General features: G+C 34.4%; 25 protein-coding genes and 1 pseudogene. 5 read left to right on the forward strand and 21 right to left on the reverse strand.

Annotation, left to right across the window (positions count from 1 at the left end):
• Positions 1 to 74: 74 nt before the first annotated feature.
• Entirely contained in the window at positions 75 to 1,283 is a 1,209-nt protein-coding gene (locus tag GMB29_RS17985) for a nucleotidyltransferase (RefSeq protein WP_136351343.1), read from the forward strand.
• Between the two features lie 108 nt (positions 1,284 to 1,391).
• On the opposite strand, the gene GMB29_RS17990 is transcribed toward GMB29_RS17985, so the two are convergent.
• Positions 1,392 to 2,414: a SepM family pheromone-processing serine protease gene (locus GMB29_RS17990; RefSeq protein WP_319941383.1), complete on the reverse strand. Its 1,023-nt coding sequence runs from the start codon at positions 2,412 to 2,414 to the stop codon at positions 1,392 to 1,394.
• Positions 2,404 to 3,210, reverse strand: coding sequence for a patatin-like phospholipase family protein (locus GMB29_RS17995; protein WP_136351485.1), 807 nt, complete (start codon positions 3,208 to 3,210; stop codon positions 2,404 to 2,406). Before GMB29_RS17995 ends, GMB29_RS17990 begins: the two co-directional genes overlap by 11 nt.
• Before the next feature lie 289 nt (positions 3,211 to 3,499).
• Here GMB29_RS17995 and ylbJ point away from each other — a divergent pair, with 289 nt between their 5' ends.
• The gene (gene ylbJ, locus GMB29_RS18000) at positions 3,500 to 4,723 is read left to right on the forward strand and encodes a sporulation integral membrane protein YlbJ (protein ID WP_136351345.1); all 1,224 of its coding nucleotides are present in this window, start codon (positions 3,500 to 3,502) and stop codon (positions 4,721 to 4,723) included.
• Positions 4,724 to 4,756: 33 nt separating this feature from the next.
• Here ylbJ and coaD read toward each other — a convergent pair whose 3' ends face one another.
• Positions 4,757 to 5,236 (reverse strand): pantetheine-phosphate adenylyltransferase, encoded by a 480-nt coding sequence (coaD, locus tag GMB29_RS18005; RefSeq protein ID WP_136351346.1) that lies wholly within the window; start codon positions 5,234 to 5,236, stop codon positions 4,757 to 4,759.
• 3 nt (positions 5,237 to 5,239) lie between these two features.
• A complete protein-coding gene (gene rsmD, locus GMB29_RS18010; RefSeq protein WP_136351347.1) occupies positions 5,240 to 5,809 on the reverse strand; it encodes a 16S rRNA (guanine(966)-N(2))-methyltransferase RsmD in 570 nt (189 codons plus the stop codon).
• Positions 5,810 to 6,346: 537 nt separating this feature from the next.
• Between rsmD and GMB29_RS18015 the strand changes: the two genes are divergently transcribed.
• Entirely contained in the window at positions 6,347 to 6,736 is a 390-nt protein-coding gene (locus tag GMB29_RS18015; protein ID WP_136351348.1) for a DUF7147 family protein, read from the forward strand.
• Between the two features lie 126 nt (positions 6,737 to 6,862).
• Here the strand turns inward: GMB29_RS18015 and GMB29_RS18020 are convergent, their stop codons facing one another.
• From GMB29_RS18020 to ylbD, 5 genes are all read right to left on the reverse strand, one after another.
• On the reverse strand, positions 6,863 to 7,135 hold the full coding sequence (locus GMB29_RS18020) for a YlbG family protein (protein WP_136351349.1): 273 nt from the start codon (positions 7,133 to 7,135) through the stop codon (positions 6,863 to 6,865).
• A gap of 173 nt (positions 7,136 to 7,308) precedes the next feature.
• The gene (locus tag GMB29_RS18025; RefSeq protein ID WP_136351350.1) at positions 7,309 to 7,758 is read right to left on the reverse strand and encodes a YlbF/YmcA family competence regulator; all 450 of its coding nucleotides are present in this window, start codon (positions 7,756 to 7,758) and stop codon (positions 7,309 to 7,311) included.
• A gap of 132 nt (positions 7,759 to 7,890) precedes the next feature.
• A complete protein-coding gene (locus tag GMB29_RS18030; RefSeq protein ID WP_136351351.1) occupies positions 7,891 to 8,319 on the reverse strand; it encodes a hypothetical protein in 429 nt (142 codons plus the stop codon).
• 96 nt (positions 8,320 to 8,415) lie between these two features.
• Positions 8,416 to 8,655: a YlbE-like family protein gene (locus tag GMB29_RS18035; RefSeq protein ID WP_136351352.1), complete on the reverse strand. Its 240-nt coding sequence runs from the start codon at positions 8,653 to 8,655 to the stop codon at positions 8,416 to 8,418.
• A 65-nt stretch (positions 8,656 to 8,720) separates the two neighbouring features.
• Positions 8,721 to 9,116, reverse strand: a complete 396-nt coding sequence (ylbD, locus tag GMB29_RS18040) for a YlbD family protein (protein ID WP_136351353.1) — start codon at positions 9,114 to 9,116, stop codon at positions 8,721 to 8,723.
• Positions 9,117 to 9,250: 134 nt separating this feature from the next.
• Between ylbD and GMB29_RS18045 the strand changes: the two genes are divergently transcribed.
• Positions 9,251 to 9,739, forward strand: coding sequence for a PaaI family thioesterase (locus GMB29_RS18045; RefSeq protein ID WP_136351354.1), 489 nt, complete (start codon positions 9,251 to 9,253; stop codon positions 9,737 to 9,739).
• 448 nt (positions 9,740 to 10,187) lie between these two features.
• Here the strand turns inward: GMB29_RS18045 and GMB29_RS18050 are convergent, their stop codons facing one another.
• Both GMB29_RS18050 and GMB29_RS18055 read right to left on the reverse strand, forming a co-directional pair.
• Positions 10,188 to 11,249 carry a CAP domain-containing protein gene (locus tag GMB29_RS18050; protein ID WP_136351355.1) on the reverse strand — a complete coding sequence of 354 codons (1,062 nt, stop codon included), beginning with the start codon at positions 11,247 to 11,249 and terminating at the stop codon, positions 10,188 to 10,190.
• A 290-nt stretch (positions 11,250 to 11,539) separates the two neighbouring features.
• Positions 11,540 to 11,956: a CBS domain-containing protein gene (locus GMB29_RS18055; protein ID WP_136351356.1), complete on the reverse strand. Its 417-nt coding sequence runs from the start codon at positions 11,954 to 11,956 to the stop codon at positions 11,540 to 11,542.
• A 299-nt stretch (positions 11,957 to 12,255) separates the two neighbouring features.
• Between GMB29_RS18055 and GMB29_RS18060 the strand changes: the two genes are divergently transcribed.
• Positions 12,256 to 12,612, forward strand: coding sequence for a YugN family protein (locus GMB29_RS18060; protein ID WP_136351357.1), 357 nt, complete (start codon positions 12,256 to 12,258; stop codon positions 12,610 to 12,612).
• A 76-nt stretch (positions 12,613 to 12,688) separates the two neighbouring features.
• On the opposite strand, the pseudogene GMB29_RS27485 reads toward GMB29_RS18060, so the two are convergent.
• The 10 genes and pseudogenes from GMB29_RS27485 to coxB form a co-directional block, all read right to left on the reverse strand.
• Positions 12,689 to 13,042, reverse strand: a pseudogene (locus tag GMB29_RS27485) (sterol carrier protein domain-containing protein).
• A 222-nt stretch (positions 13,043 to 13,264) separates the two neighbouring features.
• A complete protein-coding gene (locus GMB29_RS18075; RefSeq protein ID WP_155443914.1) occupies positions 13,265 to 13,432 on the reverse strand; it encodes a hypothetical protein in 168 nt (55 codons plus the stop codon).
• A gap of 48 nt (positions 13,433 to 13,480) precedes the next feature.
• Positions 13,481 to 13,642, reverse strand: a complete 162-nt coding sequence (locus GMB29_RS18080; protein WP_155443915.1) for a GNAT family N-acetyltransferase — start codon at positions 13,640 to 13,642, stop codon at positions 13,481 to 13,483.
• 72 nt (positions 13,643 to 13,714) lie between these two features.
• On the reverse strand, positions 13,715 to 14,230 hold the full coding sequence (locus tag GMB29_RS18085; RefSeq protein ID WP_168733747.1) for a GNAT family N-acetyltransferase: 516 nt from the start codon (positions 14,228 to 14,230) through the stop codon (positions 13,715 to 13,717).
• Positions 14,231 to 14,457: 227 nt separating this feature from the next.
• Positions 14,458 to 14,925: a DUF420 domain-containing protein gene (locus GMB29_RS18090; protein ID WP_136351361.1), complete on the reverse strand. Its 468-nt coding sequence runs from the start codon at positions 14,923 to 14,925 to the stop codon at positions 14,458 to 14,460.
• 103 nt (positions 14,926 to 15,028) lie between these two features.
• Entirely contained in the window at positions 15,029 to 15,934 is a 906-nt protein-coding gene (gene ctaG, locus GMB29_RS18095; RefSeq protein WP_136351362.1) for a cytochrome c oxidase assembly factor CtaG, read from the reverse strand.
• Positions 15,935 to 16,086: 152 nt separating this feature from the next.
• Positions 16,087 to 16,419: a cytochrome c oxidase subunit IVB gene (ctaF, locus tag GMB29_RS18100; RefSeq protein ID WP_136351363.1), complete on the reverse strand. Its 333-nt coding sequence runs from the start codon at positions 16,417 to 16,419 to the stop codon at positions 16,087 to 16,089.
• A gap of 3 nt (positions 16,420 to 16,422) precedes the next feature.
• Positions 16,423 to 17,049, reverse strand: a complete 627-nt coding sequence (ctaE, locus tag GMB29_RS18105) for a cytochrome c oxidase subunit III (RefSeq protein WP_136351364.1) — start codon at positions 17,047 to 17,049, stop codon at positions 16,423 to 16,425.
• Positions 17,049 to 18,914, reverse strand: a complete 1,866-nt coding sequence (gene ctaD, locus GMB29_RS18110; protein ID WP_136351365.1) for a cytochrome c oxidase subunit I — start codon at positions 18,912 to 18,914, stop codon at positions 17,049 to 17,051. The genes ctaE and ctaD overlap by 1 nt, the downstream gene beginning before the upstream one ends.
• A gap of 34 nt (positions 18,915 to 18,948) precedes the next feature.
• Positions 18,949 to 20,034: a cytochrome c oxidase subunit II gene (gene coxB / locus GMB29_RS18115; RefSeq protein ID WP_136351487.1), complete on the reverse strand. Its 1,086-nt coding sequence runs from the start codon at positions 20,032 to 20,034 to the stop codon at positions 18,949 to 18,951.
• Positions 20,035 to 20,095: the final 61 nt, after the last annotated feature.

Below are 20,095 nucleotides of genomic sequence, written 5' to 3' on the forward strand. Positions count from 1 at the left end.
ATGTTTATTGATTGCCACCTCTGCCCTATAATAGAATTAATATCCTTTATTAATGAAAATAAGTGGTGATCAATTTGAAAGCATTAGGTCTAGTAGTAGAATATAATCCATTTCATAATGGACATTTTTATCATATTACAGAATCTAAAAAGGAAACAAAGGCAGATGTCGTAATCGCTGTAATGAGTGGAAATTTTCTCCAACGAGGGGAACCAGCGATTGTTTCAAAATGGACTCGAACAAAAATGGCTCTGCAAAGCGGTGTTGATCTTGTTGTTGAATTACCATATGCTTTTGCTACACAAAAGGCAGAAACATTTGCTAATGGAGCCGTTTCGATTTTAGAGGCATTGCATTGTCATTCACTTTGTTTTGGCTCTGAATTAGGTGAAATTTCTCCATTTCTGCATGTTAATGAATTCCTTATACAAAAGAAAGAACAATATGATATGTTAATTAAACAGCATATCACATCAGGGGTTAGCTATCCGTCAGCGTTAACGTCAGCCTTCAAAGAATTATCAAATGAAGAAGAGATGCTTGATCTTTCGTTGCCTAATAATATTCTTGGTTTTCATTATGTAAAAGCGATTTACAGGCAACAAGCAAATATAAAACCTTATACGATAAAACGAACATCTGCGGGTTTTCATGAACAAGCATTCGTTTCACCAACAATAGCTAGTGCGACAAGTATTCGAAAGGCACTATTATCGAAAGAAAAACCTATTACACAGTATGTCCCTAAAGCAACATTTCAAAACTTAGGTGAATATGAACAAAATTATGGTCTTTTACATCATTGGGAACACTATTTTCATTTATTAAAATATACAATAATGACGATGAGTAATGAGGATCTTTTCAACATTTATGAGGTTGAAGAAGGATTAGAAAATAGAATAAGAAAAAACATCTTAGAGGCAGAGGGCTTTCAAGACTTTATGGAACGGCTCAAAACAAAAAGATATACTTGGACCAGATTACAAAGGTTATGCACACATATCTTGACGAGAACAACGAAAAAGCAGATGAGTTATATCGGTCCAAATCAAGAATCTCCTTATATTAGATTATTAGGTATGTCGCAATTAGGACAAGAATATTTAGGCACAGTAAAAAAACAATTAGTAGTGCCAGTGATTTCAAAACTATCAACCTTTCAGCACCCCTTATTAGAATTAGACATTAAAGCATCACATACATATAATATGATTTTTCCTGAGCCGCTCCGCTCGAAAACGATGAAAACTGAATTTGCGACCCCGCCAATTCGAATTTAAGAAAGAAATAAACTCTTAGTACAGCCTAAATTCAGAACATCTATTCTGAAAGACATTAATAAATAGACATCATTTTAACCATCAAAAAAGAGAAAGGCTAAGTTAATTTTAGCCTTTCTCTTTTAAATGGAGTAAATAATCAACCGCTTCCTCAAACGTATCTATTGGAATAATTTTCATATCTGTCTTGATTTGTTTTCCGGTTTGGAGTGCTTCTTGATAATTTGATGTTGAGCTATTATTTTCATTCGGTGCAAAAAATATATCGATGCCAGCATTGTCTGCTGCAACGATCTTTTGAGCAATCCCTCCAATTGGACCGACTTCTCCCGCCTCATTAATCGTTCCTGTACCAGCAATCTTGTAACCTCTTGTAATATCCATTTCCGTCAGTTGATTATAAATTTCGAGAGACATCATTAAACCTGCGGAAGGACCGCCAATATCCTCTGTATTTAATGTAATATCAGGTTCGACATCAATTTTTCGATCCGTCAATAATGATATTCCAATACCGACTTTTTCAGGTTTATTTTTAAATGGAGCCATTTTTATCTTTCCTGTTCTTTGTTCTCCATCTCTTTCATAAGTAATGGCTAATTCTTCTCCTGCTTTCTTCGTTGTTACATACTCAATAAACTCGTCCGCTGTTTGGAATTCCTTTTTATCTACTTTGTATATACGATCACCAACTTGTAAAACACTAGCAGCAGGCATGTCTTTTACAATCCCGTCAACATAAATACCGTGAAAAGTATAGCTTACTTTTTTGTTCGCTTTTTTATAGGCAACCGTAATGGCCGACTCCTGTGAGCCTTCCATCAAATGAAGTTGCCTTTTATAGTATTCTTCGTCTGTTTCTTCTTCTCTTCTAATTTCTTCTAGTGGATGAATATAATAAAAATCATGTAGCTTTGCCCACATATATGTTAGAGGATTTGCTCTACCAAATCGTATGGTTGTTAAAGAAAAACTTCCCTCTTCTTTAAAACCATTTTCAACCTCGATGATCGACTCTAGTTCTGAAGTCATTCCTGGTTGGGTTACATAATAAGGAAGCTTGATAAATGTCATAATTAAAATAATGATTGCTACTAAAATAGTCGCACGTATTATGGCCCTACTCTTCAATCCTATTTGTCTCCTTCCACTTTTTGATAAGAGTCTGTATTTTCTGTACATGCTGCAATGCTTCTTTTTCCCCAATCTCAATTATTTCTTTTATATTTGTAAAAGCTCTAGAACTATATTGTTCAACATGTGGACGAATCATGACATCTGAAGCAATTTCTCTATGGTGGACGAGTTCATCTTGAAGGATATCTAGACTTTGCAGGATGACATCAAATATTGAAGTAATATCTTCATTTCTTTTCACATGTGAAACATCAACTGCAATGACAATATCAGCACCCATTTCTTTTACGACCGAAACTGGTACTCTGTCGACAACCCCACCGTCAACTAATAGTTTACCATCAATTTTTTCGGGAACAAAGATACCTGGTATTGCAATGCTAGCTCTTACGGCATCTGCTACAGGCCCTTCATTAAATATAACCTTTTTCCCTGCATATAAATCGGTCGCTACGACTGAAACTGGAATATTTAATTGTTCAAATGTTTTCCTATGTGTAAATAACCGGATTAATTCCTTCACTCGATTACCCGAAATAAATCCCATTTTAGGAACTGTAAAATCTAGATAGTACTTCCTTTTAAAAGCAAGTGCAAATTGATACATTCGCTCAATACTTAAACCTGAGGCATAAAAACTTCCAATCAAAGCACCCATACTGCTCCCTGCGATTAAATCAATTGGTATTCCTTCATCCCTTAATACCTTCAATATGCCCAAATGAGCAAACCCTCTTGCACCACCGGATCCCAGCGCTAGTCCTATCTTAGGCTCCTTAGTCAAGGAGATTCCCTCCTTTATTAAGAATTGATTTACCTTCAAAAAAATTTTTAAATAGCACTTAAAATATGCATTAATTCTTCACTCATTAAGACATTTTTATGATTAAAATATCTTATACGTCATTCTTATGGTCTAAAATGTCCACCTATTCTCGTATATTGAACTAATAAGGTTGTACAACCCAAAAGCGAAGCACATCGTTCACCTACAAAGATAAACTTTCAATCAAATGCTGGACGATTAATATTATTTTATTTTTAAACATTATTAGATCGGTTTAGGAGGCATTTATATTTTGAGTCTTTCGAAACTTAAAACCATTTTTTTTGCTGTTTTTATAGGTGGTCTTACGCTAGCGATCATTCTTAATCCAAAAGAATCACTTGAAGCTTCAACAAGAGGTTTATCAATTTGGTGGGAGGTTGTCTTTCCTTCACTATTGCCTTTTTTCATTGTATCTGAATTACTCATAGGCTTTGGTGTTGTAAAGTTTATAGGTGTATTATTAGAGCCCTTTATGCGCCCAATTTTTCGCGTTCCGGGTGTAGGCGGCTTTGTATGGGCAATGGGAATGGCTTCTGGTAATCCTGCCGGTGCAAAGTTTACTGCAAGGATACGGCAGGAAGAACAGATTACAGCCTTAGAGGCAGAGCGATTAGTTTCATTTACTAGTTCATCAAATCCATTATTTATATTCGGTGCTGTAGCAGTTGGTTTTTTCAATGATGCCTCCCTAGGGATTTTATTAGCTGCTGCACATTATTTAGGAAATTTATGTGTAGGTCTCACAATGAGATTTTATGGCGGAACTGAACAAACAACAATGGCTGAAAAAAAAGCTACAATCTTTCCATCGATAAAATTAGCTCTAAAGGAGCTACATGCAACTAGAATAAAAGAATCTCGTCCACTGGGGAAAATGCTTGGAGATGCAGTTATGTCATCTATTCAGACCCTATTAATGATTGGCGGTTTTATTATTCTCTTTTCTGTATTCAATAAAATCTTAGCTATTATTGGAGTAACAGAGTTCTTAGCGATCATTTTTTCTGGAGGATTGGCACTGCTGCAGCTTGCCAATGAATTAAGTATACCTCTTATTTCAGGTATTTTTGAAATTACATTGGGTAATCGACTTGTTAGTGAAACAACTGTTAATTTATTAGATAAAGTAATCATAGCAAGTTTTATATTAGCCTTCGGCGGACTATCCATCCAAGCTCAAGTTGCAAGTATACTTGCAGATACAGATATTCGGTTTAAGCCCTTTTTTTTCTCAAGAATTCTACAAGGACTGTACTCAGCGATCATCGCCTTCTTATTATTTAAGCCATTGTATTTAAATTTGCAATCTAATCTACCAAATGAAATTCCCGTGTTTTTGACGTATAGTCCACAATGGGCAAAGGACTACTGGGAAATGATTATTCAAACTGGTCCGCTTATCACAATCATTTCATTGCTTGTTTATATTTATTTGTATGCAAGAAGGAATATATTCACAAAAACACTTTATTAAATAAAGGTGAGGAAAAACCCTCACCTTTACTTTTTAATTAAATTTATTTATTAATGCTTTTTCTACTACTTCAGGTACTAATTCAGAGATATCCCCTTTATATTTTGCTACTTCCTTAACTATACTTGAGCTTAAAAAAGAATATTGACTATTTGTCATCATGAAAAATGTTTCAATATTTTCATCTAATACACGATTCATTGATGTCCCCTGCATTTCATATTCAAAATCTGATACTGCCCTGAGCCCTCTAATTATTGTTTGGGCATTTTTTTTCTGCACATAATCTATTAATAGTCCATGAAAGGATTCTACAACGACATTTGGTATGTCTTTTGTCACTTCCCTAATTAATTCACACCGCTCCTCAACTGTAAATAACGGATGCTTCGCTGTATTGTTCAATACGCAAACATACACCTGATCGAATACCTTCGCACCGCGTTTAATAATATCCAAATGACCAAATGTAATCGGGTCAAAGCTGCCTGGACATACTGCTATGTTTCCCATCTTTTATTCCTCCTCATTATGTCTTTCTAATCCAAATATCGTGATTGAACTCATCCCGTAAGTCTCATGTTTTAATCGAATAAATTGCCCAACCTCTTCCGGTAAGTGGACGTCTGATCCGTGCTCAGTTACGATGAAACCATTTTTATGTAACAAGCTATTTTCACTAATCGTATTTATAAGCGTTTTCAATATTTGTTGCTTATACGGTGGATCTAGAAATATTAATTGAAACTGTATTTCTCGCTTAATAATTGCTTTCAATGCGCGATCTGCATCATTGCGATAAACTTCAGCTAAGTCTGCAGCCTGACATATTTCTAAGTTTTTATGTATTGTTTGTATTGCTTTAGGTTCACGATCAACAAAAATGCATTTATTAACTCCTCGGCTAAGTGCTTCAATGCCTAAACCACCGCTACCAGCAAACAAATCTAAAGCGATCCCACTTTCAAAATAAGGTCCTACCATATTAAAGATAGCTTCCTTCACTTTATCTGTTGTTGGCCTTGTAGTAACCCCAGGCACTGCCTTTAATTGTCTTCCTTTAAAATTTCCTGATACTACTCTCATTATCATTCACCACTACTTTAATATGACTTTCTTATGTAAGTTACTCCTAATCCTACCATAGCGCTTATAACTGTTACAATATCTAACCTTTACGAAATAGGCAAGTGACATGCATTGACGAAAAAGCGAAAGTGCCCGTGCATTCGAAAGAGTTCATAGTCTCATACATATTGATTATGAGTAGCGGTACTGTGCTTCTTATACCTTTTTTATTTAGGGAAATAAAAAAGAAAAATTTTAAGTTTTATGTATATGGAAAAACCAATTGGTGATAATGAGTAGTAACAACATCGATTCGTTGATGTTGTTGCCAACCGCGGAGAAGACTTACGTTTCCCCATAAGTTCTTCCTCCGGTTTCTCCTCTCCCTTTGCCTTCATCCTTTTAGAAATTTAAGGTATTGAAGGACCCTACAGAGAATATCTGTAGGTTTTTTTTATGTGTTAATATAGACTTTTCATCCCTAATCGTTCATGTTATAGTGAAAATTCGATTGATTACCCGGGTATCTACTATTTTATTTTAGGGGGAAGATTTATGATACAACGATTTATTGAGTTAGGTGAAGGCTATTCAGATATTTACGAACTAATAGAAACGACAAAAGCAAATAAAGAGCGTGTTTCAAACTTAATTGCTTTACATACAAAAATAAATGAAAAAGATGTAACTTCACTTGTGGTGATTATGCAGCCAACAGAACTTGGGAATTTCCAAGCCTTGTATATTTGCCGCGAAGGGGTTCCTAATCCAAATGTAATAGATAATAAGCGGTATGCATTATTTACTGAACTTGCCACCTACTTAAATAAAGAGATTATTCAGCTTGAAGTAAAACCATCTAGCATGTTTCACGAGCTAGATCTTTATTATCAATATATTATTGGAATTTTAAGGCTTAATCATTATCTTCCAATATTACAATAGGAAATACAAACAATTGTGTTTTTATTGGAGATCATAAAAATGGCTGACCTTTTCGAATATTTACATCCATTTATTCGAAAAGGTCAGCTTATATTGTATATTTTAAAAATTTAAAGAAAGATATGATTATAAGCCAATCTTGTAATCATATTCTTTTGCCTTATCTACTTTAGATTCGAATTCTAATTTTAAGTAAGGCTTATAAGAAGGTTCTGCATGTTTTACAAACGAGTAGGATGTGAGCTTTTGAACCGTTTGCTCGACCATCTCCATATTACAATATAACACTACATATTTTAAGCGTTTTGAAACATAGTGAACGTTCCCAAATTTTCTGAGCATTTTTATATGCTTTAACGAATGAAGCCAAACAACGATTCCTTGACGCTTTTCAAACATAATGATTCTCCCTTATTTATGAAAAAAGAACTTTTTTATTTTAGATACTTATACCTCAAACAAAGTCTAGCAAATTTTTTCATTTCTAACAATAATTCACCAAAAAAATATTTCTTGAAAAGTTATCTTATATTTTAAACCGTAAAAAAACGAGTCCAATAGGTAGACTCGTTTTATGAAACTTTACAACCGCAACCCCCACCAGAACCACAGCCTCCACCACAGCTTGAGCCGGTATCAAAGAAAGGATTACCAGTTGGAACCTTTACATGCTCTGAAACGGCTTGACCAACATGAACACTTATTTCATCTAATAATGCTTGCAATTCATTTTCAGCCTTTTTAAAATTAGAAACACTCTCGTTTAAATCGAGTTCTCTTTTTATATCCCGCATATCCTTTGATATTTTTCGATAGTCTGGATGATATTTACCAAAGCGTTGGACATCAGTATATAAGTCCTTTGTTTTCGTAAACTTTGAAATAAGTTGCTGAGCATTTTTATCATTTTTTAATATATCATAACTACGTCGATATTCTTCAGCTGGCTCTGATTGAAGTACTAGGCTAGCTAATTGTTCTGCTTTATCAAGTAGTAACATGCTTTCAATTGTAGCAAACATAGAGTATTTGCACCTCCGCAATTCATTTTAACACGAAATACGGAAATTGAAAAATTCTTGACCAGGTTATGCTGCATAAATCGATTAAAGAAATAATAATTTTACATTTATAAATGATATTTATTTATATCATTATTGAATATTAATCTGCCAAGACTTTTTCAGATTATAGCTTGTTGAGTCATTATGAAAAACCTCAACTTTCATGTCATGAACACCTTTATCTAATCCTTTTACAATAAAAGCCGCAGTATTCATATCTTCAACCTTTTTTCCATCCACATATAACACGATATGACCTTCACCAATCACTCTTTTTCCACCCTTATCTTTAAAAGTAAAATGCGGGATAAAACACTCTACATATACATTTTGATTACGGACATGATGTTTAATTGTTAATGTGGCATTTTGCTGCTGGCTGACCACTTCTACCGCACTATTTTTCATGTTGCTTACTTGGAGAGGGATAATTTCTACGGAACCTTCAGGTTTTGGCTTGTCTTGTGTACAACCAGATAATAAAAAACATATTAACCCAAAAAATAGTAACCTTTTCATTCTTCCAAGACCTCCTTTTTTGTAGTGTTTACCCAGATCTGCTAATTCATGAATAGTAAGCGATAAAAAAAACGACTTGTGCTAACCAAGTCGTTTTTAATCTTGCTGTCTCATTGCTTTAAACATACCGATCATCATAGAAGCCATTTGAATTGAATTTGAAAATTGCTGTACTTTATGTGGAATGGTTTTTTGATAATAATTCATCATATTTATTTCTAAGGATGCTAAGTCATTTGGATTCCGCGACAGTTTTCTAAACCATTGAGGCTGCTCTCGTATGAATTTTTGTAATTCTTTATTGCTGCGAATATGTTCTTGAACTTCTTTTCTCATACTATCCCCCTACCGGTTCATATACAAACAAAGCTAAATTTAAAGTGGAACTAATGAAGTACAAGTTAATCCTTTCTAAATGAAAAGGGATGTTGATTATGATTAGAAGTATTTTGTGATGAACCTTTCGTTAGTCCAAATTGATCGAATAAACCTTGAATCGTCGAAATCGTACTGCTCATATTTGAAATATGATGGTTAACAGTATTGGCATCCATTTTTTTTACGGCTGATAACATTTGTGACATAAAATCGGATTTCTTTTCTACCTCCTTTTGTACTTCTGGCTGATCATCTTGATATTGTTTCCAAATAACATCTTTGTCTCCAAGTAAATACCAATCTTCGAAAACTTCCTGCCATTGTTTGTTTCCTTTTCTTACCTCTTGTACGAGCTTTGGATGCTCTTTTACAAATTCTTTAAATTGTTGAACAGATGGATGGTTTTTCTTTGATGTCATTATTATCACCTCGTTAATACATTTGCCTATTATATCTTATCGTGTAATAGCAATGAATGTTCGCCCATTTTAACGTTGCTACAGGAATGAAAATTCTGGTAAACTATCACTAACAAAAGGAAAGGATTTGGACAATGACAAAGGAAGAGCTATTACAATTAACAAAAGAGATCATACAAAACGCAGATGAAGAAAATCAATATGTTATTGAACTCTTATTAAAAGGACTGAAGCGTAAAGAATTTAATGAAAAAGGCTCATATATCAGTGCTCTTCTTCACGCAGTCGGAGAATATAAAGACAACCAGTTTACTATAAAAATACCGAACACACCGATCATTCAAAATGATATAAACATTGTCCACGGAGGAATTACAGCAACAATACTAGATTCTACTATGGGTGGACTTGTCCATCACATCCTCCCGCCTGATAAAGCTGCCGTAACAAGTGAAATGAAAATTAATTATGTAGCACCTGGAATCGGAAAAGAACTGACATGTATTAGTAATACAATACATAAAGGCAATAAAACAGTTGTCACTGAAGGAAAAGTATTTCGGGATGATGGGACCCTTATTGCACATAGTACAGCAACATTTTTTATCATCAATCGGGGATAAGTTATGGATGAATGACAAGATATCGTTATCGTTTCATTCTTAAATTGGTATTAGAATAAAAATCTGCACCCAAAAAATGTTTGTTATATTAAACATATTTGGTGCAGGTTCCTATTCTTTTAATCAATTTATTTTTTGTTGGTTTTAGAATGACAAATATGTACTGATACACGATTGTGTGACAAGAACCTTATTAGATTAAAGGATAAGATTGATACTATTTACTTTGTATACATAAACAGAGCCTTTGAGTGGAATTTATTGCTTGTTCAAAGTTGGGAAACAGAATCTAGAAATAAATCTTTATATTTGTTCTTAAAGAAAAACAGCTATTGCAAAGAACGAGACAGTAATGGCAAGAGCAGTAGTTAAGGATACCTTAACTACTAGCTCGTTCCATCAAGCATTTTATTCTTTGCTCTTAGCTGTTAAAGAAACACAAACTATATTATTGTTTCCATGACTTTATAAAATTTTGAGTATAGTATAAATCGTCTACACCAATACCTAAATGAGTGAATTCTTCATTTAACATTGTATCACGGTGTCCTTTGCTATTTAACCAGCCTTCAGATGCCGCAATACCATCGACATATTGAGCTGCAATATTTTCCCCTGCCATTTCATATTTAATATCAAATTCGCCAAGACGATCAACCAGGGTTCCTTCCGTTGGAGATTCATGTGAAAAATAGTTATTTTCCTTCATATCTTCACTGTGTAAAAAAGCAACCTGTGATGTTTTTTCATCCCATTCTACAGGTGGAATACCATGCCTATCACGAATCATATTCGTAATCGATAATATTTGTTTTTCTACACCAGTCTCTATTTTTTCCCATTTTGCGTCACCGATTTCTTTCGGTTTTAATAATTCCCCACGATATGTCACTTCATAAGATCTCTGCTTAATGAACGTTTCAGTATCTAAAACACGTATACTTGATAAAATGCCATCAAATTTATCAATATATAATTGCACGTATACATCACCAATTTTCACAGTAGGTCTGGTGTTCATATCTTCTTCGGAAAATTCAAAACGATATGAATTCCCATCATACTCAAGTGAAATACTAGGTGAAACAGGTGCAATTTTAAAAACTTCTTGAATAGGCTGTCCAATTTTAAATGGTTCTGCAGCCAATTTACTCCCAATACCATAAACCGTAACAACCTTCTGATCTAGAACACCTACTTGTAGATATTGATTATCTTTAGACTCAAAAATCCACCAATCATAATCATATGCTGACGGATCAATTCGATCTGGTTCTCCTAGCATTGCAGTTATTTCTTCAGAAGATTTATTCATTAAAGACAATATTCCTTCCTTGGGTAACTCTTCCTTCAGATTAAATTCTTTATTTTTTGATAATTCTTCGTTTGAAATTTGGACGTTTTCTTCTTCATGTTGTTCGATAGGAGAATATTGCCCGAAATATATAAATAGTGTATAACTAAGAAATATAATTAAAAAGATAACGGCGGTTCGAATAAAAATACGCAGATTAATCCCCTCCTTTTCGATCTACTTTCTATCATTATATGAAAACTAACCGTTGATATACTAGTTTATTGTCAATTATTAGTAGTGTTACTATTCTTTCCCTACTAATGTGCAGATAAACACTGCATAGTATGATAAATATTGAAAATGTCATAAATTTTTACTAGATATACACATAATAATTATACTACTTCTGAGAATCTATGTCATGAAATGAATGCTCTATGAATTTTTATTGCAAAGAAGGAGCGAAAAACACTCCTTCTTGCATATTTTTTATTACCCTTACTTCAATGTGTTTCTGAAATATCTGATAAGGCATGACCAGCTTCATCAGCTGTTGTTAGATTTGTCGATATATCTCCTAATGAAACAATTCCCACTAGTTTTCCATTTTCAACAACCGGCAATCGTCTTATTTGGTGCTTTGCCATCATATCAGCTGCTTGATCTAAAGAAGCATTCGTGTCAATCGATATGACTTGATCTGTCATAACATTTGTTACCTGATTTGAACCAGGATGTTTTTCAGCTATGCCTCTCACAACTAAATCTCGGTCAGTAATCATACCAATTAATTTTTGATCTTCAACAATAGGTATTACGCCTACGTTCAAATCCTTCATTTTAACTGCAACCTCATAGACATTATCTAAAGGCGTACAAAACTCTACATTCGAAGACATAATATCTTTCACTCTTTGCATACTATCTCCTCCTTATGATTAGTTTTTACCAAATGATTCAATTTAATTACTAATTAAATTCTCCTTAAAATTAAACAACTTCCATTGAATCATACAGCGTTTTAACGTTAGTGAAATTTGTAATATTTTCACCTATTTTAGTCTTTATCCTAGTATTTAAACAATAAACCAATTTTCGATATGTTTTTATTTTCTAACATAAACAATGAAGATTGTCCTTATAGAAGTTTCACTTTCTTTTTTAAAGAGATTTAAGCTATAATATAAATGGTGAAAAGGCTTTTAGGAGGGATATACATATGAAAATCGAAGGTATTGGTCTAGAAGGATTAACGTTAGATCTATCTCGCTTAAATGAAATAATGGAAGAAAACGGATTTGTTTTAGCTGGGCAATGGGATTATGAACGTGTGACTTATGACCATAAAATTGAATCAAAAGGGGAAGTTTTTTACCTCCGTGTTCAAGGATATGCTATTGAAGGTGATGTTGGTGGAAGACATGCAGTGATTAAATTGATTACTCCGCTATTAGGAAAACATTATTACCCGCATGGTGTTGAATATGGTGAGGGTGAGAACTTCCCTTCAACTGTTTTAAATACTAGCAAAAGTCTTTTAAAGCAAATATCTGAGGCTATTCATCAAGTTATTTGATCTTAAAAATGAAAGCGAAGCCAACTTTTGGCTTCGCTTTCATCATATCGTTCGATTATCTATAATGTATTATTTATTAAAAAAAGTCAAACAATATCGATGCTCTTGAAGGAGAAATGAGTTTCTGTAACAATGTTAACTGATCTACATCACCTTGGATCTTCCTATATTGATAAAGTAAGGAAGGATCACTATATCCTAATAATACTGATGTTAGAGTACCAATTTCCATTCTTAATCCTCTCTAAGGAGGATTCGTACAAGACCCCTTTTCTTTTTGAAATCCTTTTATTGATGTCCCATCTATAAAAAATGTTCCATTATTCCAATGACAAATAGAATCTGAAAGATGAAGAATTAAGGGATTTTCACTTGGTTTTGAAAACGGATATTTCTCTAAAAATCTTTTTACATTCACAATCCTGCCCATAAAATAAGGATGAGTGTCATTTTGTACTCTTGGATTTGGTAGAAAAAAAGCAAGTGGATCTTCTTAGTACGTTTTCCAAATAACTTTAATAACCATCGAATCATGCTGATAAATAAATTAAAGGCTTTTAATGAAGACAATGCTTCATTTATTGTTTTTCTAACTATTTTTCCACTTTGATTATGTAAAAAGTTTAAATCTTCCTTATTAAAAATATATGTTTTATTTGAGCAAATTAGCTCCCAGCCATATTCCCGATAGAAGGGAACTTGAAAAGGATGTAGGTAAATCATGATTATTCATCCAATCAACCGTTGCCTGAATTAGTTTTGCTACTTTCCGATTTCTTCTTTCTTCTGGCCAAATTACAACAGAAGGAACACCAGCCATTTTAAACCCTTTATTTTTAATCATCACATCAAGATTATTAATATGTAGTTATGCCAGTAATTTATAGTCTTCAAAGTCTCCGAGTATATATTGCTTATCTAGCTTCCTTTTTGCCTCTTCCCAATCATATTCTGCTTCAGTAAACTGAAATGCATACTCTGATAATTTTAGTTCTTTATCATAGTCTTGATCACTTATCGCTCTAATCACTTACATTTCACTCCTAATGATGGAAAAGGGCATATTAATATTCCCCCTTTCCATCAAAAGATTAAACAACACTTAATCAAGATCTTTCTTTTGAATTTCCCACATTAAAAAGCTTCCTTCTTTTTTCATACAAATCATTCCAAGTTTATTAAAGAGTCTAATTGATTTTTTTTGTTGTTCCTCACATTCCATTACAACTTTTTTTACTGATTTTTGATATGTTAACCAATCAATAAATGCATCCATTGCCTCATATGCGATGGTTTCATCAACTTGTTTTTCTTCTACATGATAGCATAATTCCACCATTCCTTCTTTAGATGGCTTTCCTTTCATTAAAATATCACCTATTATTTTTTTTTCTTCATACAAAATTATTAACCAAAGTCCACAATCGTGTTCCACCTCATCTGACTCAAGACATTCAATATAATAAGGTAGAAAGCTCTTAACAAAAGGGGATGGCCAATAATACGGAAATTCGATAGGTGACCGCTTATTTAACTCCTTACGGTGAAACACTAAAGATTTAGCAAGATCAAGTGAACAAGGAATGATCATAAGCCGATTCGTTAATATTTCAATCAAACCATTCTCTCCCCTCTTTTTGATTTTAATCATAAAAGAGATGTGAATGAACCTAAGAAATTGGGATGGAACTTAATGTAACCAAATATATGTGATAGACAAAACTAGTCATTCTTTGTAATCAGTATGCCTAACTTAATAAGCGGGTTCCGTCCCCTTTCAGAAATAAATACTATACAAAAAAAGTGGTTTAGAACATTTTATTCTAAACCACCTAGAAAATATGTTTAAAACCCTAAGATTGCTTTAATAACTGATGTTGTTTCACCGCCACTATAAATAACATACAATAATAAATAAACAGCTAAACCAGTTATTCCAGTAAAAAACCAGATAATACTTGTTATTGGTCCGATTTTACGATGTCTTTCGTAATTTTTCTTATAACCAGTAATGAGTGAAATAATTCCAAACACCGCACCAATTGTTGCTAAAGTAATATGAAAAATAAGAAAAATAGTATAATAAACTTTAACTTCTGCAGGTCCTCCGAATGCAGTGTTCCCAACAAAAATTGTTCTAGAGGCATAGATGATAAAAAATAGCACAGCAAATATTGCTGCTACATACATAACCTTCATATGTGCTTCAATTTTTCGCTGCTTAATTAAATACCATCCAATGGCAACAAATACAGCACTTAAAACGATAAAACTGGTACTAATTGTAGGTAAGATTGGTATCGATGTATTCATACTTATTCCTTTCCTTCATCTTCCACATTGTATAGCGGACATAGATGGTTTAAAGGCTGACTTATTAGGTCAGCCTTTATTAAAATAATATATTCTTTTACTTTCATTTTATCGGTTCTGGAGAAAAATCACTTTTAACCTCAAGTTCATCCTTTTGTCTTTCCTTACTTGCCCATTGGAAAAATACATATGCTAATATTGAACCATAAACTAATTCTTGAATTATTTTCATAAGAATCCCGCCTAATTGTTGATCTTCAACTAATGGAAGGATATTAAACATGTCTGGCCCTGTTAAATTTAACCCGTTGAGCATATCGATTGGAACACATAAACTTAATGCATTTATCCATGCTTGTGGTTCTGAATATGTCGCATACAAGGGATCCGTCGCGAAAATGATCAATCCACACGCAGGTGTTAACAATACTCCATTAGCAAATATGTAGCCAATTTTTTTAATTCCTGAAAGCGACTGCCACTTAGGCAATGTATCGTTCAACAATGGAAGCCACATAAAAATAGCCGCGATGAAGATAATCGTTGTCATTGCTGCATGATATAAAGGGTTTGTTTTTACAAAATCAAAGATTAATGGGATATGATAACATGAAAAAACACCATTAAAAACGATAAGTGCAATGATTGGATGCGTAAACAATTTTAGAACCGGCTTGATGAACGGCCTGACAATTATTGCTTTCCATAACCAATTTGGAATTCCTAAAATAAGCAATGGTGGGACAACTAAATAGAGAATGGCCATTTGTGTCATATGTGCACTAAACATAATATGTCCTAGCAAATCGACCGGACTACCCTTGCTTATGTATAAGCCAAGCATTCCTAATACAAAAAGTATTCGCTGTTTCATTACCACCGGCGTACTTCCTATAAATCTTGAACGCCAAGGACCTATTATCAAAAAATACAAAACAGTAACTAAAACTATAACGAGGAAATAATATGGACTCCACAATGCCCGAAATCCAAATATATCAAAGCTCATCTATTATCAGCTCCTTAAGCTAGTCCTTCACGAACATTATACACGTCCGTTTAAACGGTTTCAATGAACGTTCTATGACAAATTAGAAAAGTGAAAGCAACCAAAAAAAAGAGCAATTAGCTTTGAGGCCAATTGCTCCTTTTTTATGACATTTACCACCAAATGATGGTGACAAAGGTTAAAATTGTTAAAGCTGCTACTCCTACACCCGAAAATAAGAAGAAGGCAGAAGTCTCATGCCCTTTGTGACTCATATGCATGAAATAATAAAGTTGGAATATAACTTGAACCACTGCTAAAAGCATGATAAATGGAACTTTAAACCACTCACCAATTCCGTCGTATCCCACTGCGATAAATGCAATAATCGTTAAGAAAATCATCATGGCAAAAGTAATTACCTGATGTTTCATATCTTCTGCATTTTTTTTACGTCGATAAGCTAAATCTACTTTTGGGTTTGCTGAATTTTGATTATTTGCCATCAGTTATCCCACCATTCCCATTAAGTATACAACTGTGAAAATGAAGACCCAAACTACATCGATGAAATGCCAATAAAGGCTGGCAACATAATATTTAGGTGCATTATATAAACTTAATCCACGTTTTGCATTGCGGACAATTAAGGTTGTAATCCACAATAGACCGAAAGCAACGTGAAGTCCATGCGTTCCTACTAAAGTATAAAATGCTGAACCAAGTGCACTGCTTGTGATCGTAAACTCAAAGTGATGAACATAGTGATTAAACTCATAAATCTCTAAAATTAAGAACCCCAACCCAAGCAATACAGTTATACCTAACCACAGCTGCATTTTCCCAAAACTGAAATTCTTCATATGATACATGGCATACACACTAGTTAAACTTGATGTTAATAGTAACATCGTCGCAACAAATGTAAGTGGTATCTCAAAAAGTTCCTGTGTTGTAGCTCCACCTGCAGACTGGTCTCTTAATGCTAAGAATGTGGCAAAGAGACATGAGAATAATACAGTCTCTCCACCTAAGAACAACCAAAAGCCAGTAAATTTATTTTTGCCTTCGAGGGTAGCTTTTTCAGGCGATGCAGGAAAATTTTCTGCTGTTAATTTTTCTTCAACATTTGCCATTATGCTTTCCCTCCTTTTTCATCATCAAGTAAATCTTCTTTATGGATATGATAGCCATGATCATCTATTACTGAACGGAAGAACATTCCAGCAAAAGTGATAATAAACCCTATAATAATGACTGGTAATGCCCAACCATAATCTTCACGATATAACAAACCAAATGATGCTACGAATAGTCCTAACGAAATAATGAGAGGTAAGATTGAACCGTTAGGCATATGAATATCTCCCAGTGGTTCTGCAGGTGTCATTTCATTCTTGCCATCCATTTTTTCAATCCATAGTGCATCTAAACCACGTACTAGTGGAGTTTGTTTAAAGTTGTACTCAGGTGGTGGTGATGAAATCGCCCACTCAAGAGTACGACCTTCACCCCACGGATCTCTGCCAACTTTTTTACCTTTTGCTGACGTAACAACAATATTAAATAATAATACGATTGTTGCCGCTGCCATGAAGAATGCTCCGACAGAACTAACAAAGTTGCCTGTTTCTAAGCCTTGGCCAGGCAAGAAGGTAAAGATACGACGAGGCATACCCATTAATCCTAAGAAATGCTGGATAAAAAATGTTAAATGAAATCCAATGAAGAAAAGAACAAAGGTAATTTTACTCAATGCTTCATTTAATATTTTACCAAACATCGTCGGCCACCAATATGTAACACCTGCAAAAATTCCAAATACTACACCACCGACGATTACATAGTGGAAGTGAGCAACAACGAAATATGAATCATGGTACTGATAGTCAGCTGCTGCTGCTGCTAACATAACACCTGTCACCCCACCCATTGTGAATGAAGGTATAAAAGCAATCGACCAAATCATAGGAGAAGTAAATTTTACAGAACCACCCCAAATGGTAAATAGCCAGTTAAATATTTTGATCCCTGTAGGTACAGCAATTGCCATTGTAGCAACCGCAAAGATTGCATTTGCAATCGGACCTAAACCAGTTGTAAACATATGGTGAGCCCATACCATGAACCCTAAGAAACCAATTAATACTGTAGCGAATACCATTGAAGAGTATCCAAACAAACGTTTTCTAGAAAACGCAGGTATAATATCTGAGAAAATACCGAAAGCAGGTAAGATTAAGATATATACCTCAGGATGTCCAAAGATCCAGAATAAATGCTCATAAATAATTGAATTTCCACCTAGAGCAGGATCAAAGAACGCTGTTCCAAATAATCTGTCAAACATTAGCAATGCGATACCTACTGTAAGTGCAGGGAAAGCAAATAAAATAAGTGCAGATGCAACAAATGTCGTCCAAGTGAATAACGGCATACGCATGTATGTCATTCCAGGTGCACGCATATTAATAATTGTTGCTAAGAAGTTAATACCTGCAATAAGCGTACCGATACCAGACACTTGTAATCCAAGTAAGTAAAAGTCAACACCATGACCAGGTGATTCGGTTGCTAATGAGGCATAGGAAGTCCAACCAGCGTCAGGTGCACCTCCTAAAAACCAACTTAAGTTAAGGAATAATCCTCCGAAGAAGAATAACCAAAAACCTAAAGAATTTAAGAATGGAAATGATACGTCACGAGCACCAATTTGTAATGGTACAACTGCATTCATTAATGCGAATAATAATGGCATTGCAGCTAAGAATATCATCGTTGTTCCGTGCATGGTCAATACTTCATTGTAAAGGCCTGCACTAACGAAATCATTATTCGGTATTGCTAGCTGAATGCGGATCAGCAATGCTTCTAATCCACCAACAAGGAAGAAGAAGCCACCGGCTATCAGGTAAAGGATGGCGATTTTTTTATGGTCAACTGTTGTTAAGTAGTCCCATATTACTGCACCGACCCCTTTTTTCTGAGTTAACGTGCTCACAGTGTTACCTCCCTTTTCATTATGCTAAAAAAAGTTAGTTGCTAGAGACTTTTAGTCCCATTAAGTATTCTGTAAGAGCATCAAGCTCCTGATCAGATAATTCTGGATAAGTACCAGTCATTTTGTTACCAGGTTTAAAACTTTCTGGATCCTTTAACCACGCACGAACATTTTCTTCATTATGTTCAAGAATACCTGCAACACGCGCGCGTTCGCCGAATGTAGCTAAGTTAGGTGCAGTTCTTGCTGCAGCTGGGCGCTCATCCGTTGGTGAAACAGCGTGACAGGCAATACAACCTTTTTCTTCAAAAACTTGCTCGCCTTGTTTTGCTAAATCAGTACCAGCAACAACTTTGGCACCCTTCATGTCAGAGATCCATTGGTCAAATTCATCTCTTGGAAGGGGTTTAACCTTAAAGTCCATTAAACCATGTGAAGGACCGCAAAGTTCTGCACATTTACCATAGAAATATTCACCAGCTTCTGCTTGATCCATTCTCTTTGAATCAAATTCCAACCACATTTGGTTTACATTCTCGGTATTTGTATCCATTTTACCGCCAATAGATGGTATCCAGAATGCGTGTTTAACATCAGATGAAATTAAATTGAAATATACTTTTTCATCAGTTGGAACAACTAAATCCTGGCTAGTAATAACGCCATGGTCCGGATATTCAAACTCCCACCAGTATAGATTTGCTTTAACGTTTATTACAATTGCGTCTTCCGGTTTACGTTTCTCATCATCAATTGCATCGACTTCTGCCAAGTTAAATGTTGCAGTGACAACAGGAACTGTTAAGACTAGTAGTAAAAGAATAGGAATAACAGTCCAAATGATTTCCAGCTTATGATTCCCCTCAACTTGTACAGGAATATTGTTTTCTTCGCCTTTACGTCGACGGAATTTTACGACGACATAAATGAAGATTACTGTTACGACTGCAATGACTACAACCATGATAATCGTACTTAACATCATTAGGTCGTACTGGATATCCGCTACCTCACCAGCAGGTTTAAGTGTGGAAAGAAACGGTTCACCACAGCCGGCTAAGACAAGCGTCATAAGTGCAAAAAGTGAAAATAGACGCCATTTTGTCAGCCATTTTTTCATAGCCAAATCAAACCCCTCTTTCAGTAATTTTTAATTCCTTTCATTCAATCATTTAGGAACT

The organism is Metabacillus sediminilitoris, assembly GCF_009720625.1.
In the GTDB taxonomy this organism is placed as follows: domain Bacteria; phylum Bacillota; class Bacilli; order Bacillales; family Bacillaceae; genus Metabacillus; species Metabacillus sediminilitoris.

Excerpts from the sequence above, each read along its gene's own strand:
- ctaF (WP_136351363.1), bottom strand. The coding sequence starts at position 16,419 with ATGGCAAATAATCAAAATTCAGCAAACCCAAAAGTAGATTTAGCTTAT.
- GMB29_RS18035 (WP_136351352.1), bottom strand. The coding sequence starts at position 8,655 with ATGAGAAAAGAAGTTCAAGAACATATTCGCAGCAATAAAGAATTACAA.
- ctaE (WP_136351364.1), bottom strand. The coding sequence starts at position 17,049 with ATGGCAAATGTTGAAGAAAAATTAACAGCAGAAAATTTTCCTGCATCG.
- GMB29_RS18030 (WP_136351351.1), bottom strand. The coding sequence starts at position 8,319 with ATGAAAAGGTTACTATTTTTTGGGTTAATATGTTTTTTATTATCTGGT.
- ctaG (WP_136351362.1), bottom strand. The coding sequence starts at position 15,934 with ATGAGCTTTGATATATTTGGATTTCGGGCATTGTGGAGTCCATATTAT.
- coxB (WP_136351487.1), bottom strand. The coding sequence starts at position 20,034 with ATGAAAAAATGGCTGACAAAATGGCGTCTATTTTCACTTTTTGCACTT.
- GMB29_RS18055 (WP_136351356.1), bottom strand. The coding sequence starts at position 11,956 with ATGCAAAGAGTGAAAGATATTATGTCTTCGAATGTAGAGTTTTGTACG.
- GMB29_RS18015 (WP_136351348.1), top strand. The coding sequence starts at position 6,347 with ATGATACAACGATTTATTGAGTTAGGTGAAGGCTATTCAGATATTTAC.
- GMB29_RS18020 (WP_136351349.1), bottom strand. The coding sequence starts at position 7,135 with ATGTTTGAAAAGCGTCAAGGAATCGTTGTTTGGCTTCATTCGTTAAAG.
- rsmD (WP_136351347.1), bottom strand. The coding sequence starts at position 5,809 with ATGAGAGTAGTATCAGGAAATTTTAAAGGAAGACAATTAAAGGCAGTG.
- GMB29_RS18045 (WP_136351354.1), top strand. The coding sequence starts at position 9,251 with ATGACAAAGGAAGAGCTATTACAATTAACAAAAGAGATCATACAAAAC.
- GMB29_RS18025 (WP_136351350.1), bottom strand. The coding sequence starts at position 7,758 with ATGTTTGCTACAATTGAAAGCATGTTACTACTTGATAAAGCAGAACAA.
- GMB29_RS18090 (WP_136351361.1), bottom strand. The coding sequence starts at position 14,925 with ATGAATACATCGATACCAATCTTACCTACAATTAGTACCAGTTTTATC.
- ylbD (WP_136351353.1), bottom strand. The coding sequence starts at position 9,116 with ATGACATCAAAGAAAAACCATCCATCTGTTCAACAATTTAAAGAATTT.
- GMB29_RS18060 (WP_136351357.1), top strand. The coding sequence starts at position 12,256 with ATGAAAATCGAAGGTATTGGTCTAGAAGGATTAACGTTAGATCTATCT.
- GMB29_RS18075 (WP_155443914.1), bottom strand. The coding sequence starts at position 13,432 with ATGGCTGGTGTTCCTTCTGTTGTAATTTGGCCAGAAGAAAGAAGAAAT.
- coaD (WP_136351346.1), bottom strand. The coding sequence starts at position 5,236 with ATGGGAAACATAGCAGTATGTCCAGGCAGCTTTGACCCGATTACATTT.